Source organism: Bacillus oleivorans (genome assembly GCF_900207585.1).
Classification (GTDB): Bacteria; Bacillota; Bacilli; order Bacillales; family JC228; genus Bacillus_BF; species Bacillus_BF oleivorans.
Genome location: NZ_OAOP01000012.1, coordinates 59,363 through 74,478, shown reverse-complemented (window position 1 = coordinate 74,478; position 15,116 = coordinate 59,363). Strand labels below are relative to the sequence as shown.

15 protein-coding genes are annotated in these 15,116 nt (G+C 38.4%); 2 read left to right on the top strand and 13 right to left on the bottom strand.

Features of this window, described 5'->3' with window-relative positions:
• Positions 1-70: 70 nt before the first annotated feature.
• Positions 71-730 carry a YneB family resolvase-like protein gene (locus CRO56_RS20505; RefSeq protein WP_097160497.1) on the bottom strand — a complete coding sequence of 220 codons (660 nt, stop codon included), beginning with the start codon at positions 728-730 and terminating at the stop codon, positions 71-73.
• A gap of 3 nt (positions 731-733) precedes the next feature.
• Positions 734-1,051, bottom strand: a complete 318-nt coding sequence (yneA, locus tag CRO56_RS20500; RefSeq protein WP_097160496.1) for a cell division suppressor protein YneA — start codon at positions 1,049-1,051, stop codon at positions 734-736.
• Between the two features lie 162 nt (positions 1,052-1,213).
• Between yneA and lexA the strand changes: the two genes are divergently transcribed.
• Positions 1,214-1,834, top strand: coding sequence for a transcriptional repressor LexA (lexA, locus tag CRO56_RS20495; protein ID WP_097160495.1), 621 nt, complete (start codon positions 1,214-1,216; stop codon positions 1,832-1,834).
• A gap of 465 nt (positions 1,835-2,299) precedes the next feature.
• Here lexA and CRO56_RS20490 read toward each other — a convergent pair whose 3' ends face one another.
• The gene (locus CRO56_RS20490) at positions 2,300-2,764 is read right to left on the bottom strand and encodes a ferritin-like domain-containing protein (RefSeq protein WP_097160494.1); all 465 of its coding nucleotides are present in this window, start codon (positions 2,762-2,764) and stop codon (positions 2,300-2,302) included.
• Positions 2,765-3,322: 558 nt separating this feature from the next.
• Here CRO56_RS20490 and CRO56_RS23050 point away from each other — a divergent pair.
• Complete coding sequence (locus tag CRO56_RS23050; RefSeq protein ID WP_179714382.1) at positions 3,323-3,490, top strand: hypothetical protein; 168 nt, start codon at positions 3,323-3,325, stop codon at positions 3,488-3,490.
• A gap of 557 nt (positions 3,491-4,047) precedes the next feature.
• Here CRO56_RS23050 and glnA read toward each other — a convergent pair.
• From glnA to CRO56_RS20435, 10 genes are all read right to left on the bottom strand, one after another.
• The gene (gene glnA, locus CRO56_RS20485; protein WP_097160493.1) at positions 4,048-5,382 is read right to left on the bottom strand and encodes a type I glutamate--ammonia ligase; all 1,335 of its coding nucleotides are present in this window, start codon (positions 5,380-5,382) and stop codon (positions 4,048-4,050) included.
• 37 nt (positions 5,383-5,419) lie between these two features.
• Complete coding sequence (locus tag CRO56_RS20480) at positions 5,420-5,827, bottom strand: MerR family transcriptional regulator (protein WP_097160492.1); 408 nt, start codon at positions 5,825-5,827, stop codon at positions 5,420-5,422.
• Positions 5,828-6,658: 831 nt separating this feature from the next.
• Complete coding sequence (locus CRO56_RS20470) at positions 6,659-7,906, bottom strand: methionine gamma-lyase family protein (protein ID WP_097160490.1); 1,248 nt, start codon at positions 7,904-7,906, stop codon at positions 6,659-6,661.
• Between the two features lie 6 nt (positions 7,907-7,912).
• Entirely contained in the window at positions 7,913-9,106 is a 1,194-nt protein-coding gene (gene hflX / locus CRO56_RS20465; RefSeq protein WP_097160557.1) for a GTPase HflX, read from the bottom strand.
• A 393-nt stretch (positions 9,107-9,499) separates the two neighbouring features.
• Positions 9,500-10,456, bottom strand: coding sequence for a stage V sporulation protein K (gene spoVK / locus CRO56_RS20460; protein WP_097160489.1), 957 nt, complete (start codon positions 10,454-10,456; stop codon positions 9,500-9,502).
• A gap of 568 nt (positions 10,457-11,024) precedes the next feature.
• A complete protein-coding gene (locus tag CRO56_RS20455; RefSeq protein WP_342745904.1) occupies positions 11,025-11,402 on the bottom strand; it encodes a GNAT family N-acetyltransferase in 378 nt (125 codons plus the stop codon).
• Positions 11,403-11,745: 343 nt separating this feature from the next.
• Positions 11,746-12,339, bottom strand: a complete 594-nt coding sequence (locus CRO56_RS20450; protein ID WP_097160556.1) for a YdeI/OmpD-associated family protein — start codon at positions 12,337-12,339, stop codon at positions 11,746-11,748.
• 392 nt (positions 12,340-12,731) lie between these two features.
• Positions 12,732-13,151, bottom strand: coding sequence for a cupin domain-containing protein (locus CRO56_RS20445; protein ID WP_097160488.1), 420 nt, complete (start codon positions 13,149-13,151; stop codon positions 12,732-12,734).
• 339 nt (positions 13,152-13,490) lie between these two features.
• Complete coding sequence (locus CRO56_RS20440; RefSeq protein ID WP_097160487.1) at positions 13,491-14,093, bottom strand: zinc dependent phospholipase C family protein; 603 nt, start codon at positions 14,091-14,093, stop codon at positions 13,491-13,493.
• A gap of 379 nt (positions 14,094-14,472) precedes the next feature.
• Positions 14,473-15,060: a S26 family signal peptidase gene (locus tag CRO56_RS20435; protein ID WP_097160486.1), complete on the bottom strand. Its 588-nt coding sequence runs from the start codon at positions 15,058-15,060 to the stop codon at positions 14,473-14,475.
• Positions 15,061-15,116: the final 56 nt, after the last annotated feature.

Genomic DNA, 15,116 nt, shown 5'->3' with positions numbered 1-15,116 from the left:
GGTATCGCTCCTTTACTTATGCTCCCTGAGCGTCTTTTCCCATGATACTAGATGTCCTTTTCAATTTCAACTAAAGCGATGTCTGATCCTTTGATTGCTCATATTCTTTAAATCTGCGGTGTACGGTTGCTTTCGAAACATCGTAGCCCAGTCCGCGTAAAGTAGCAGCTATTTCCTGAAAGGTTAACTTATGTTGTCTTAATCTGACAATTTCCTGAATCGGTACTTCAATTTTATCTCTTCCCAATGCCTGATTGACATTTTTTAAATTTTTGCTGGGGTCAAAACCTTTATTCAGCGCCCGCTGCATCCCCCTGCTGATCTTCATATTTCGCAATTTTCTCTGGTATTCTTCTACTAAAGAAAGAATTTGCAGAACAAGAGTATCTCCTTCTGACAGTTCTAATTCTCCACCCTGATAAAGAGAAAATATTTTGGCATTCTCTTTGATTAAAAAATGAAGTAAAACGATTCTCGCATTTCCTCTGCCGATTCTCGTTTCGTCCTGAATAAAAATAGAATTGGCCTTCCCGGACTTGATTAGTTCAAGTATACGAAAAAAACCTTCGCGATCTATTTCATAGCCGCTATGCTTTTCCTTTACGATTTCTACAATATCGGCCCCTTTTTGTTTGGCCCATTGGGTTAATTCTTGTTCCTGGCGTTCAAGAGAAGTCTCTTGTGAATCTTTAGTTGTACTAACCCTGCAATAGATGATAGATTGAAGCATTCCTTATTCTCCTGATGATGCAAAATATTGAAGCTCTCTCACGTTTTCGATCGGAATGATGATTTGATCACCCGGCTTAATCTCACGGCCAGTAATTTGATTTTGGTTTTCTACCCATGCAATAAAATCTTGGATCGAATAGCCAGTTTCATGCTGAAACTCTGATGCAATTTTCCATAATGTATCGCCAGATGAAATCGTGATTGTTTGATATTGTTCTGAATTGGAGTCTGTCGTTAAATGTATGTAAGTAAATGCTAGTAGCCAAGCAACGATTAAGAAAAGAACTGTGTAGGAATTTTTCTTTAAAAATGCACTCATTTTCAACTTCCCCTTTATACGAATATTTGTTCGGAATATATGTTCGACTTTATAATAATACGAACATACGTTTTAGTCAAGAAAAAATTCGAACTTATGTTTGTATCTTCACTAGAGTCGTGCTATAATTGTTCCAAGAATTGCTAGACGAGGTGCGGTAATATGACAAAACTTTCCAAAAGACAGCAAGATATTCTGAATTTTATAAAGGACGAAGTAAAAAGCAAAGGATATCCGCCATCTGTAAGAGAAATCGGAGAAGCTGTTGGACTTGCTTCGAGCTCAACGGTTCATGGTCATTTGGCAAGGCTTGAGAGCAAAGGACTCATTCGCAGAGACCCTACTAAACCGAGAGCAATTGAAGTGCTAGAGTTAGAGGAAGATAGCATCCCTAGAAATGAAGTGCGTAATGTACCTATTGTTGGTAAGGTTACAGCTGGGATCCCGATTACTGCGATTGAAAATGTCGAAGAGTACTTCCCTTTACCAGAAAGACTGGCACCACAGGATGAGCAGGTTTTTATGCTTGAAGTTATGGGTGACAGTATGATTGAAGCGGGTATTTTAGATGGTGACTATGTTGTAGTCAGACAGCAGCAAACGGCCCGAAATGGTGAAATTGTTGTTGCCATGACAGAAGACGACGAAGCAACAGTCAAACGATTTTTTAAAGAAAAAGATTTTATCCGATTACAGCCAGAAAATTCCACGATGGACCCGATTATCGTACGGAATGTTGTAATCCTTGGAAAAGTAATTGGTGTTTACCGTCATATTCATTAATGAATGGAAGAGCCATATTATTTGAAAAACCCTATTCCTCCGTGTGTGCGGATGAGTAGGGTTTTGTTTGGTTTATTAGGAATGTCGCTAATTGTGACCTAACCTATATTTTTGCCAGGTTTTTAACCATAAGTTGCCTTCCCTTAATATATACGAGTTTAATCTATCTCTTAATCGACATTTCATTGTTTATGGATTGAGTTTTTATTAAATACTCTCATTTACATCTCTTATCTCGATACTTTTGGCAATTATATGTTTCTCAATAAAACTTTGGGCAGGAATATCAGTGAATTTGTGCTGGATAATAAAAAACAGGATATATTTCGAATAGAAAAAAGGCTTTTTATACAATTCACTTATAAAATCTTGTATATAAAGCCTTTTTAAAGCTGAAATCTAATTTGACTAAAGCTACCAGTTGCAATTGTCGAACCTCTCTAAAATTTAGGTACTCTTTTATTATTATTCGAATGATAACTTAGTTGGACCAATAAATGTTTTTTCAATTCCCAAAGCTACTTCTAGGTCTATAGCATGTTCTTGTTCAGTAACCACAATCTCTCTAATGATTTGTGAGGAGTCGTACATACCAAGTGCTTCAAGTTGTTGGATTCGTTGTAAATAGCGACGAATCGCGTCATATTCACCTTGTAGGTCTTGACGCAGCATTTCTTCATTGTTCCTCGAAGTAGCCCGGGGTGCTACTTGTGTTGTAGGGATACCTCCAAGATATTGAATTAGCCTACTTAATTCAATTGCATGGTTAAATTCATCTTTGGAATGTTCCTCCAATTCCTCAGCAATAGCAAAATAAGCAGCACCGCTAAGCATGCTAGCATGTTGTGCATATTGAATCCCTGCTGCATATTCCCACGCTAAATCAAGATTCAGACCATGTATAATTTGTTCTAATGCTTGGTTTGCCACGATAATCACCCTTTTTTATAAACTCCATAAATTCTATGCAATTTTGAGTGATAAAAGAATCGATTTAGTAAACTCCCTCAATATAGAAAGCAAAATCTCCCGATTTCACTGTTTTTCTTATATTCAAACAGTAGTTTTCTTTCCGGTAATCACTTAATAGTTGGGTGAACATTAATTAATTTAAATACCTTAAAGATCCCCTATTTTAAGTCATATTAACGTATTTTATTTATCAAAGTTCACTGGCAGCGTAGAAGTCAAATGCCCTCTTAGAAGTTTATCAATATTTCCGCAGAATCACATATTTATATCAGTCAAATTTAGGTTTTATCAGTCAAAATCCGATTCTATCGGTCAAATACTCGTTCTATGGGTCTAATCCCTAGTTTTATCGGTCAAATCTCCATTCTATCAGTCAAATCCCCATTCGATCATTCAAACCCACCACCGCTAACACACCACCCCTATTTCATTCTATTATTCTATCTCTACCTTACACGACGACTAAAATAATGATAGAATAACAATAGTTGAGCTGCACCAAGGGAGGTTACGTATTTGCCTGTTCTGTGGATTCTAATCGGTATATTCACTGCTATATTAGTACTAGCAGGAATACTTGATGTTTATATAAAAAAAACCAATAAAAAGTTTATTCCAGACCGGAGACGTAAAGAAAAGGATCAGGAGCACTTAAAAGAAAATGATCCGCGGAGATTATTTTAACTTCTCCCGCACTCTTCGTATGATTAATATAAGAAAAACAGTGAAAGAGCCCTGTTTTTTTGTTAGTTAAGAAAGTAAAGCTTAATTTGTTGTTCTAAGCGGACATAGGATCCGCTATTTCCATAAAAACCACTGTTTTCACGAAGCAACCGGACATATGTTCCGTTATTTTACCAAAACCAACAAAAAATTGCCGTAATTTACACGAATAACGGAATCAGTGTCCTTTAATTTTTGAAATCTGCCCTTTTTTCAAAAATAACGGATCCAGTGTCCGTAAAAAGCTTACCATCCCTATACTCTATCAGCCTTAAAGTTTGTTGCCTTGGTTAACTAATTTTATACGCAACTCGTCCAGTCTTGGGTTTTATTCAGTGGATTTATGCGTATCCTTTGTATTTATATTGGAAGAGGAAAAAGAGTGCTGAAGCTTCAAAAGGATTTTTAACCGGATTGTATAGCATCACTCTATTAAATTTGGGCCTACTTGCATTTATTCGATTATATTTTTTATATAAAAAACCCTCCATACCATTGGTATCGAGGGTTTTCCTTTTTTAGTACATTTGCATATATTGTTCTCTCTCCCAAGGATGGACTTGGGTTCGGAACATATCCCATTCAATCTCTTTTGCTTCAATGAAGTGATCTAAAATGTGATCCCCTAGAGCTGAAGTGATGATTTCATCAGACTTTAGATTTTCAAGAGCGTGATAAAGAGTTGCAGGAAGGTCAATGATTCCAGCCTCTACTCTTTCTTGTTTTGTCATCACATAAATATTACGGTCAATTGGAGCAGGTGCTTGGAATTTATTTTTGATTCCATCAAGACCTGCTTTTAATAATACAGCCATTGCTAAGTATGGGTTAGCTGCTGGGTCTACACTGCGAACTTCTACACGTGTGCTCATTCCGCGGGATGCAGGAATACGCATAAGCGGAGAACGGTTTCTTGCAGACCATGCTACGTAAACTGGAGCTTCGTAACCAGGTACTAAGCGCTTGTAAGAGTTTACGGTTGGGTTGGTGATTGCCGTAAAGTTTGGTGCATGCTTTAGAATTCCAGCGATAAATTGGTAAGCTGTTTCGCTTAGTTCAAGCTTGCCATTTGGATCATAGAACGCATTTTCACCATTTCTGAATAGGGAAAGGTTGCTGTGCATTCCGCTTCCGTTTACACCAAATAGTGGTTTTGGCATGAACGTTGCATGTAAACCGTGTTTACGGGCAATTGTTTTTACTACAAGCTTAAAAGTTTGGATATCGTCACATGCTTTAACTGCACTTGCATATTTAAAGTCAATTTCGTGTTGTCCTGGGGCTACCTCATGGTGAGATGCTTCGATTTCAAAGCCCATTTCTTCAAGCTCAAGAACGATATCGCGACGGCAGTTTTCACCAAGGTCTGTTGGCGCAAGGTCAAAGTATCCGCCATTATCATTTAGATCAAGAGTTGGTTCGCCTTTTTCATTTAGTTTGAATAAGAAGAATTCTGGTTCAGGTCCAAGGTTGAAATCTGTGAATCCCAGTTCTTCCATTTCAGCAAGAACTCTCTTTAGATTGGCACGAGGGTCCCCGGCAAATGGAGTTCCGTCTGGGTTGTAAATGTCACAAATCAAACGTGCCACTTTACCTTTTTCAGCCGTCCATGGGAAGATTACCCAAGTGTCTAAATCAGGATATAGATACATATCAGATTCTTCGATACGAACAAATCCTTCAATAGATGAACCATCGAACATCATTTTATTGTCTAATGCTTTATCTAATTGGCTGATTGGAATCTCAACGTTCTTAATGGTTCCTAATATGTCCGTGAATTGAAGTCTGATAAATTTCACGTTTTCTTCCTTAGCAAACTTTTTAATATCTTCTCTTGAGTATCTACCCATACATCATTTCCTCCCTTAATTGTAAAAACGCTTATTTTTAGTGGAAAAATCTAGACATATCCCCTTGTCGTAAAGATGCAGATTTTTGGAATCGTCCAGCCTGAAGCAGCTCTTCACGAAGTAATCTGCGCAGTTCTTCGTCACTTAATTCTTTTTGGCTTTTATCCTTAGCCTTATCCTCTTCAAGTGCAGAAGATGCTTGATTCACTTCCATTAGTTTTCTGATCCCCGCCATATTGATCCCTTGATCTAAGTAGTCTTTAATTTCAAGAAGACGGTCAATGTCATTGAGGGAAAAAAGTCGGCGATTCCCTTCCGTCCGTGCTGGTGAAATCAGTTTCTGCTCTTCATAGTATCTAATTTGTCTGGCCGTTAAATCAGTCAGCTCCATGACAGCACCGATTTGAAAAACAGGCATGGAACGTCGGATCTCTTTATTCGCCATATGACTTTCCTCCTTCCTTTCCTTTGATAGTTTCATTATATTTGAGTGTTATATAATATGTCAATAAGATGTTAGATTTTCTTACATAATTTTTCGGGAGATTTGTCTATTGGGTGAATGGTGGTTAGTGGGCTGATTTTAATTAAAGGGTTGGGAGTTTGGTTAAATGGTTTTGAGTTCGGTTATCCGGTGTTGTTCGGTTATCAGGCTCTGAGTTCGGATAAACCTGCCCTGAGTTCGGTTATCCGGCTCTGGGTTCGGTTAAACCTGCCCGGAGTTCGGTTAAACCTGTCCCGAGTTCGGTTATCCGGCTCTGGGTTCGGTTAAACCTGCCCGGAGTTCGGTTAAACCTGCCCGGAGTTCGGTTAAACTTGCCCTGAGTTCGGTTATCCGGCTCTGGGTTCGGTTATCCAGCTCTGGGTTCGGTTAAACCTGCCCTGAGTTCGGTTATCCGGCTCTGAGTTCGGTTATTCAGCTCTGAGTTCGGTTATCCGGCTCTGAGTTCGGTTATCCGGCTCTGAGTTCGGTTATCCGGCTCTGAGTTCGGTTATCCGGCTCTGAGTTCGGTTATCCGGCTCTGAGTTCGGTAAAACTTGCCCCGAGTTCAGTTAAACCTGCCCTGAGTTCGGTTAAACCAATCTGAGTTCGGTTAAACCTGTCCCGAGTTCAGTTAAACCTGCCCTGAGTTCGGATAAACCAATCTCAGTTCGGTTAAACCAATCTGAGTTCAGTTAAATTCGATAAATTTATTCTATATGTACAGTTTTAAGTTATAATCGGCACTTAAAGAGTAAAAACAAAAGACTCCCGTTCAGGAAGTCTCCCATTGTTTTATAATACCCGATCCATCGCGTAACAAACCGCTAATTTCACATGTTCATAAGTTAATCCGCCCTGGACATAGGCGACATATGGCGGGCGGATTGGACCGTCGGCCGTTAATTCAAGGCTTGCCCCTTGGATAAAAGTTCCCGCAGCCATAATGACATCGTCTTCGTAACCTGGCATATAGCTTGGATATGGAGTGACGTGGGAATTAATCGGTGAAGCATATTGAATCGCTTGACAGAATGCCACCATTTTTTCTGTCGAATCGAATTGAACCGATTGAATCAGGTCTGTTCTAGTTGCGTCCCAAGAAGGTTCTGTTTTCATGCCAAATTGCTCTAAGAAACAGGCTGTAAATACCGCACCTTTTAAAGCTTGACCAACCACATGTGGTGCAAGGAAAAACCCTTGGTACATTTCTTGTAAACTATAAAGGGAGGCACCAGCTTCTGCTCCGATCCCTGGTGATGTTAGCCGGTAAGAACAGGATTTTACATACTTTTCTTTTCCGACTATATATCCGCCAATTTTGGCCAGACCGCCGCCAGGATTTTTTATGAGCGAGCCAGCCATCAAGTCAGCCCCGACTTGGCAAGGCTCGATTTCCTCCACAAATTCTCCGTAGCAATTATCAACAAATACCACAACATCGTCTTTTATGCTTTTAACAAAATCAATCATTTCTTTAATTTCGTTTACGGTAAAAGATGGGCGTACCGCATACCCTTTGGAGCGCTGGATTCCGATCATTTTCGTATTCGGCTTAATAGCTGATTGAACTGCTTCCAAGTCAATCTGCCCTTGTTCAGTTAAAGGAACAGCCTGATAACTGATCCCGAAATCCTTTAACGAACCATCCCCTTCTCCTCTAATTCCAACAATTTCTTCGAGCGTATCGTATGGATTCCCCGTTATATATAGAAGTTCATCGCCAGGTCGCAAGATACCAAACAAGGCAATCGTGATCGCATGTGTTCCTGAAATAATTTGCGGCCGGACTAGAGCTGCTTCCCCGCCAAAGACATCGGCATACACTTTTTCCAGCGTATCTCTCCCCATGTCGTCATAGCCGTACCCGGTAGTCGGATTAAAGTGTGAGTCACTCACTTTGTTGGCCTGAAAACTTCTTAATACTTTATTTTGATTCGAAAGCACCATTTCATCAATTCGTTTATGAATTGGTGCGATCTTCTGTTCAACCAAGTCGACCGTTTCTTTGATTTGTTTGCCATGATTTAAATATAAAAACATATTCTCTTACCTTTCTTGATGTGTAAATAGTGGATGCCATTCTGGAGCAAAGCCTTTGCAGCGATACTGATCCTTTTCCTCATCATAAACAACCTCTTTCACGATGGTTTCTAACTTTAATTGATTCATCGTTTTTCCTTGGCTGCTTGAGAGCTGCACATCATATGGTTTCATTTCAGCTGTAACAAATTGCTGAATTGTTTGCAGAAGCAAATCTAAATCTTCTGCTTTCAAAGCACTAATGTGTAAACTGTTTTGTGTGGATAAACGCACAAAGTTCGCCGGACTTGCATCTTTCTTATTATAGACTACAATCTCAGGAATGGTAGAGGCTTCGAGCTTTTCTAGCAGCGAACGGACGGTTCGTTCATGCTGATCATAGTCTGGATGGGAACTGTCGACGACATGAATTAAAAGGTCCGCTTCCTTGACTTCTTCTAATGTCGAGCGGAAGGCTGCTACTAACGTCGTTGGCAAATGCTGAATAAATCCAACTGTATCCGTAAGTAAGGCTTGAAACCCGCTTGGCAAACGAAGTTTTCTCGTCGTTGGATCAAGCGTCGCAAATAACAGGTTTTCTTCTAATGTCTCTTCATCAGTTAAACGGTTAAAAATTGTGGACTTTCCAGCATTCGTATAACCGACCAATGAAATTTGAAACACATTATTTTTTTTGCGGCGGTCCCGATACCGTTCCCTGTGCTTTCTCACCTGTTCGAGCTGGCGTTTTAATTCATCAATTCTGCGATTAATATGTCTTCTGTCCGTTTCCAGTTTGGTTTCCCCAGGTCCTCTAGTCCCAATTCCCCCTCCTAATCTGGAGAGTTGGGCACCTTGGCCGCCTAATCTAGGCAGTAAATATTCGAGCTGCGCCAGTTCAACCTGGAGTTTCCCTTCTCTTGATTGCGCTCTTCTCGCGAATATATCTAAAATCAGCTGGGTGCGATCAATGATTTTTGCATTTAATTCCCTTCCTAAGTTGCGCACCTGGCTTGGAGATAACTCATCATTAAAGATAAAAAGACTCGGTTCGAATTCTTCCTCTAATGCCTGCAGTTCTGCCACTTTTCCTTTTCCTATGTAAGTTGCATTGTCGATTCGGTCCCGCTTTTGGACAACCACCATCACTACCTCTGCGTTTGCAGTGTGAGCTAAGGAACCCAGTTCTTCCATTAAATATTGAAACCGTTCATCTTCCATGAATGGCAGCTGGCATCCAACTAATATCGCTTTTTCTTTAATTTCTTGGTTTTCTTGTATCAATAATACCCCTCTTTCTGGATTGAATATTTAATGATCTATTATGTATTCTGCTATCCCACGATTAATCTAATCATGAAAGTGACTCAACATCAAGTGGTTTAGATTGTGTAGAAAGTTGGATTATTTTTGCCGGATAGTGTGGGAGAAATAACTGGAATGGATAATTCAGGTTTTACACGTAAATTGGAATTATCAAGAGGAGGTAGTTTAACCGTTTTGTTAAAAAATGCGGTTAAAAATTATTGAAACATTGAAAAACCGGATATATGTGCCGGCTAAAAAATGTAAGGGGTCAGTCCCCCAGCTATAGGAGTCTGACCCTTCCTCCAGTTAATCATCATCTTCTTCAAAATGCAGATCGTGACTTCGGATTGTCATAAGTTCTTGACGATCGTACTGATTGTTAAGTAATAGTCTCATAGCTTGTGAACGGATGGCGCGTTCTATTTGATTGCGAACGTATCGGCCGTTAGAAAAGGCTGATGGGCTTAAGAGAGATTTTTTCCAAATTAGATGATCCCTCAGCTTCTTTTCAGCTTCCAAACTTAATACGTATTCTTTCTCTTTCAACATTCGGCTGCCAATTTCCATTAATTCGTCCACACTATAATCGGGAAAGTCTAGAACGAGCGGGAATCTTGATTCTAATCCGGGGTTTAATGTTAAAAAGTATTCCATCTCTCTTGAATAGCCCGCTAAAATTAAAATAAATTCGTGCTGCTTATCTTCCATGTGCTTAACGAGGGTGTCTATTGCTTCTTTGCCGAAATCCTTTTCTCCGCCGCGGCCTAAAGAATAGGCCTCGTCAATAAATAAAATACCGCCGATTGCTTTTTTAATTAAATCTCTTGTTTTTTGTGCAGTATGTCCAATGTACTCTCCCACTAAATCTGCACGTTCCGCTTCAATCAGGTGCCCTTTTGACAGGACGTTCATTTTTTGAAACAGCTTACCTATTAATCTTGCAACTGTCGTTTTCCCTGTACCGGGATTTCCGCGAAACATCATGTGCAATGCCTGTTTTCCCGACTTAAGACCGGCTTCTTCACGCTTCTTATTCACATATATCCACGCATAAATTTCTTTTATCATTTTTTTCATTTCTGACATGCCTACTAAGGCACCTAGTTCTTCTTCGATCTCCCTTAATTCCGCGTGCTCATTTCCGACTGAATGGGAGATGGTGTGCTTTTTTTCAAATGGAGAATCTTTGAGATTTTTTCGTTTTTGTGAATTTAACACAATGCTTATCTGACCATTATTCTTTAATCGAATTGGTTGGTCCAAAGCCTTCACCTCTCAATCTCTAACAGTATACGCTTACGATGTTAAATAGGTGACAAATGCCTATATTTGGCGGAACTTCCTCCGTGAAAAATAGGACCGTTTAGCAGCATCGTCCTATATTCACCAGGGCAACGCGCTCCTAACTGTTTTCCAACCATCCTAATTAAAATGGCGCGTTTATACATATGTATTCAACAATGTCCCATTCCATTAAAAAAATCTGTCCCAAATGCGAAATGGGACTGGCTATGTTTAAAAATATTGATGTTATTCTCCCAATAAAATAAGGACCTCTGTTCGAGATCCTTTTATAGTTTCTACTTCGACTAAAGCATTCTTCGTATGATATGGTTAGCAGATATTTCTGGTTGACCATTTTTCATTGGGTTTTAATAGTACACTGTTACCGGGGTAGAACGTAAGCACCCGTGGGGCATGGACCTCGTCAACTAAACCGTTCACCCGCTACTTGGGGAAACTAGTTGAAGAAATTTTACTGTTGATATGGATTTTTAAGGACCTTTTGCATAAATAGTTCGGGATTAACATTCTCAAAACCATATTGACTTTATAATGAATGTGCATCATTAGTGGCTAGCATAAATCTACGAACAACCTGTAATTCGGAATGATTTGTGATAATATCCATTAACCATTTTGATAACCCTAATTTACGATAATCTGGCAATATAAACACATCACAAAGATAAGCAAACGTGGCTAAATCAGTAATTACCCTTGCAAAACCAACTTGTTCAAAACCGTCTTTACCTGCTTCACCTTTATAGACTCCAAAACATAGCGGAGAAACTTCAATTGCCTTTTTTACTATTTGCTCAGGTATACCCTTTGACCAGTACGCTTCTTGACTTAAAAAGTTATGTATTAATGGCAGATCTAAATACTCTTTTTTTGTAGAAATTGAAAATCCTTTATTAACCCACATATCAAAATTAAGTCCCCCAAATTTTTTTAAATGTACTGTAATTAAATTAAACTACTGATCTAAATTTTGTTCAACTCCTGCTTCGTTAACACAAAAAGAAAAAGAGCTGCGATCAGCTCGTTGTTCTTTAACTCTAGCACTCGTTCGTTCCAGAAAAGCGTACCTTTCAGCAAAAAGCCAAAGGGTACACAGTAGTTTGCTTATACTCTACGGATCACTTTTTTGTTTTATTCATTTTAAATTATTTGACCCGAGTGTTACCTGCGATCCAAAAAGGAGTTTGAATGAACGGAAAGTGAGGTAATATCTTAATGTTTGATTAATTTATAATCTCATCGAAATACTAATCATTTAATCCCTTTCCATTGAGAATTTGCTGTATATATTTTTCAACCCTTGACTCTCGAGTTTTAGATTGCTTGGCATTAGAAAAATAAAGAATGTATGCTCTTTGTCGTCCCGGCGTCAAGCTTTTAAAAGCAGTTTTTAAGGCAGGGATTTCATCGAATTTATTTTGAAGTTCTTCAGGAATAGTAAATTCTGAAGTCTCTTTTAAATTCACTTCCAATCCGGCTTTTTCAACTTCAACGGCTTCATTAATATAGGCTTTCAAGATGGATTCCATCTCAACTATTTCTTGAACATTGGTGAACCGAATCTGGCGCACCGCCTGTACATTCTCCGTTTGTTGGATTAGAATCCCATGGGGATCCTGCAACAAGGCACCTTTGTGAAACAGAAGCGCGCAATATTCTTTAAATCCATGTATTAAAACAATGTTTTTGTTCTCAAACATGTAACAAGGATGCATCCACTTAATATCTTCGGTCAGCTCACAGTCAAGAACGATATTTCTCAACGTCTCAAATTCTTCCTTCCACTTTTGGGCTTTTCTTATAAACCCATCAACCTTACGATTCTTTCTACTATTTGTCATCAGAACACCCACACTCCAATTTCGATCAGCTGAATGATCATTCTCATTTTCCCCAATTCTTTCTGTCACTTTTTGGCTTTCCTTGAGTATACATCAACCTTGAATCATTTTTCATGCCCCACTTGGCAAGCTTGCTTGATCTTCGGGCGAGAAAGCATATATACAGTTAATATTGTTGGCAATTAATTGATGTATTTTCATATTGATATCCTCTTAATTCACAAAATTTAGTCTTTAGGGAAATTGGGCTGTTATTCGTTATTCCATTTAAGCACCTGATTGCTGAATTGCCACCGATCCTCGCTTCTCAGCAACCTTCGAATGATGGATTGAGTTCTCGTATCCGTTTGTTCTCAATATTTTATCATAGGGTAGTCCTGTGGCATCTGATCCTATTCCTGCCAGGTCACGTGTTTATCGATTATGACGCCATCCGTCTCCACCCATTGACAGAGACTGCCCGCCTGGACTTGAATTACGATGAAATACAAATCGCTTGTACCGTTATTGCGTAGCGTGCGTTCGCCTTTAGGCGAAACGCGAACCGCAGTTCCTTCCGTGACATCAAAAACCTGTCCATCCACCTGGAACTGACCTCGGCCGCCAATAAAAAGGTATAGCTCCTCATTCTCTCTATGTGTGTGATAGAACGGGATAGAGCCTCCTTCCGGCAGTTGGTTCAGTGATACCTCCATGCCGGTTAGTCCAAGCCTATCCTTCAGAAAGTACTTACCTGGGATGGGATCCTTCGTCGTACTCAAAAGACTGCTAAAAGAACCTGTTTCCACAACACTGAAATTTGTTCCATTCATTTACAAACTTCCTTTCAATGAGAGTTTAGTAAAGGTATACTATTATTATAGAAAAAATTTCATAAGATACATTTCTTATTGATTGCTAACATGAATATGTTTATTTTATATGTGGGCGTCATTTATTTAACTAATTGCCCTTTAAGTCAACCATGAGGCAACAAGATCCACCACCAGAAAAATGAAAAATTGTACGTTCTTTCATGGTAGTTTAATAATTTCGACAAAAAAAGGCGTTTCTGCTTCTTGTACTGCACCCCAAATGTTAGACACGAATCTAACATTTGGGGTGCAGTACAACTTAGATCAATGCCCCACTATATTGAAGAAGTTATATATTTAACTTACAAAATCAGATATAAAATTTAAACTTTTACTTACTGACTTGTCAATATACTCAATAATTTCACTATTATCATTTATAAAAAGTTCCAAATGCTCACTCATTAATTCTTCATTTATTAAAAAGTCGTTAGATAACAATCGAAGCAAAGTGGGTAAAAACTCGGTATTGTATCCTTCTATGTTTACATTTGGAATGGTGTGTTGGTGAAATTGTAAAGAGTATTGTTCGACAATACGCCCATTTAATCTTTCAAAATCTCGATAACATGTTTGTAACGTTTCTTTCCATTGTTCTGGTGAAATGTACTCTACTTTTTTAAAAAACATATCTAACCAAACTTCATCCGAAATTAAGTGACATAAATACCCAAGATAAAAAGGTTCGTTGATTACATTTTTATATGTTTTAAAAAATTTCAAGTAATCTACATGTCTATTTCCAGCTTTATCTTGAAAATGTGTTAAACCCTTTGGAACCCCCATTAGTCCATGAATATCAGGGGCTATACCACCTAACATAAATTCATTTTTATACTCCATTTTCATCTTGTCAGCTATTACGGATGAAATACAGTAATGCATAATTCTTGAACCCAAGCGAGTTCACTCCTCTTTTTATTAAATATATTGCTATTTTTGCAGAGTTAGTTCAGAAATTACACAAGTCTATTTTTATCATAATATTCCATCCACGAATCAACTAGGCGGCTTTTGTTTTGCTATTATCAGTAGCGGAAAATGTGATGAGAAAAGAATCAGTCTCTGGTTTAAGGAATAAGACAAATTTTTCAGCTACTTACGGGTATCTACCGGAAAACCCCGAAATTAATATACCGGAAGCGGCAAAAAAATTGTTGCACACGCGGTCGGCAAGATGGTGTCATTTTTTTCTATTGCTGACTTGAATGACTCGATGGAGAATTCGAGGTAAAAAAGCAAACAGATAATTTCCTCAAATAGCCCCCTCCATAATTTTCTATTTTTTATATCCCATTACTTGCCCAATGATTTTATCTTTTCTTACGACTAGCATTTCTCCTCTAAACCAATCGTCACTAACTAAATAATATTCTTCGTTCGATAGTGTCAGGTTTTTCATACTATAATTAAATACTTCTTTAACAGATTTTTGATTAGTTTCATTTTCCATTAATTCTACATATGCTTTTTTATCAAGACCTGCTCGGTGGGCAAAACCATAAAAGGTATCTAATTTTTTATTATTAATGTAAATCTGCCCTTTTTGGATAGCGATTGTTTCTTCTGGAAGTGCAACTATCCTTGAGAGAGATCTTTCACCATTGTCCTTTTCAAATAATACTACGTCTCCTCTAGAAACTTCTTTATAATTTGGATCCACTACTAATGTTTTATTAAAGTAATCATGATTTCCCCTGTCCATGTTATCGTACATATAATGATGCGTGAACATTTTTGAGTCAAGGTGTTCTATTGTAGTAACTTCGCGAGAGGTTTCGTTGTAAGTAAGGGGTTCACTTGAGGAAATTTCAGAACAACCAACTAAGAAAAAGGATAAGGTAATTACAAATACAATCTTCTTCATCGGATTCCTCCTCTGATAATAATTGTAAGATAAGGCTTTTACTGGTTGCATTTTAC

What these genes read in the sequence shown, in the direction of transcription:
- CRO56_RS20505 (WP_097160497.1), bottom strand. Translation starts at nt 730, where the DNA reads ATGCTTCAATCTATCATCTATTGCAGGGTTAGTACAACTAAAGATTCA.
- yneA (WP_097160496.1), bottom strand. Translation starts at nt 1,051, where the DNA reads ATGAGTGCATTTTTAAAGAAAAATTCCTACACAGTTCTTTTCTTAATC.
- lexA (WP_097160495.1), top strand. Translation starts at nt 1,214, where the DNA reads ATGACAAAACTTTCCAAAAGACAGCAAGATATTCTGAATTTTATAAAG.
- glnA (WP_097160493.1), bottom strand. Translation starts at nt 5,382, where the DNA reads ATGGGTAGATACTCAAGAGAAGATATTAAAAAGTTTGCTAAGGAAGAA.
- CRO56_RS20480 (WP_097160492.1), bottom strand. Translation starts at nt 5,827, where the DNA reads ATGGCGAATAAAGAGATCCGACGTTCCATGCCTGTTTTTCAAATCGGT.
- CRO56_RS20470 (WP_097160490.1), bottom strand. Translation starts at nt 7,906, where the DNA reads ATGTTTTTATATTTAAATCATGGCAAACAAATCAAAGAAACGGTCGAC.
- hflX (WP_097160557.1), bottom strand. Translation starts at nt 9,106, where the DNA reads ATGGAAGATGAACGGTTTCAATATTTAATGGAAGAACTGGGTTCCTTA.
- CRO56_RS20455 (WP_342745904.1), bottom strand. Translation starts at nt 11,402, where the DNA reads ATGTGGGTTAATAAAGGATTTTCAATTTCTACAAAAAAAGAGTATTTA.
- CRO56_RS20450 (WP_097160556.1), bottom strand. Translation starts at nt 12,339, where the DNA reads ATGACAAATAGTAGAAAGAATCGTAAGGTTGATGGGTTTATAAGAAAA.
- CRO56_RS20445 (WP_097160488.1), bottom strand. Translation starts at nt 13,151, where the DNA reads ATGAATGGAACAAATTTCAGTGTTGTGGAAACAGGTTCTTTTAGCAGT.
- CRO56_RS20435 (WP_097160486.1), bottom strand. Translation starts at nt 15,060, where the DNA reads ATGAAGAAGATTGTATTTGTAATTACCTTATCCTTTTTCTTAGTTGGT.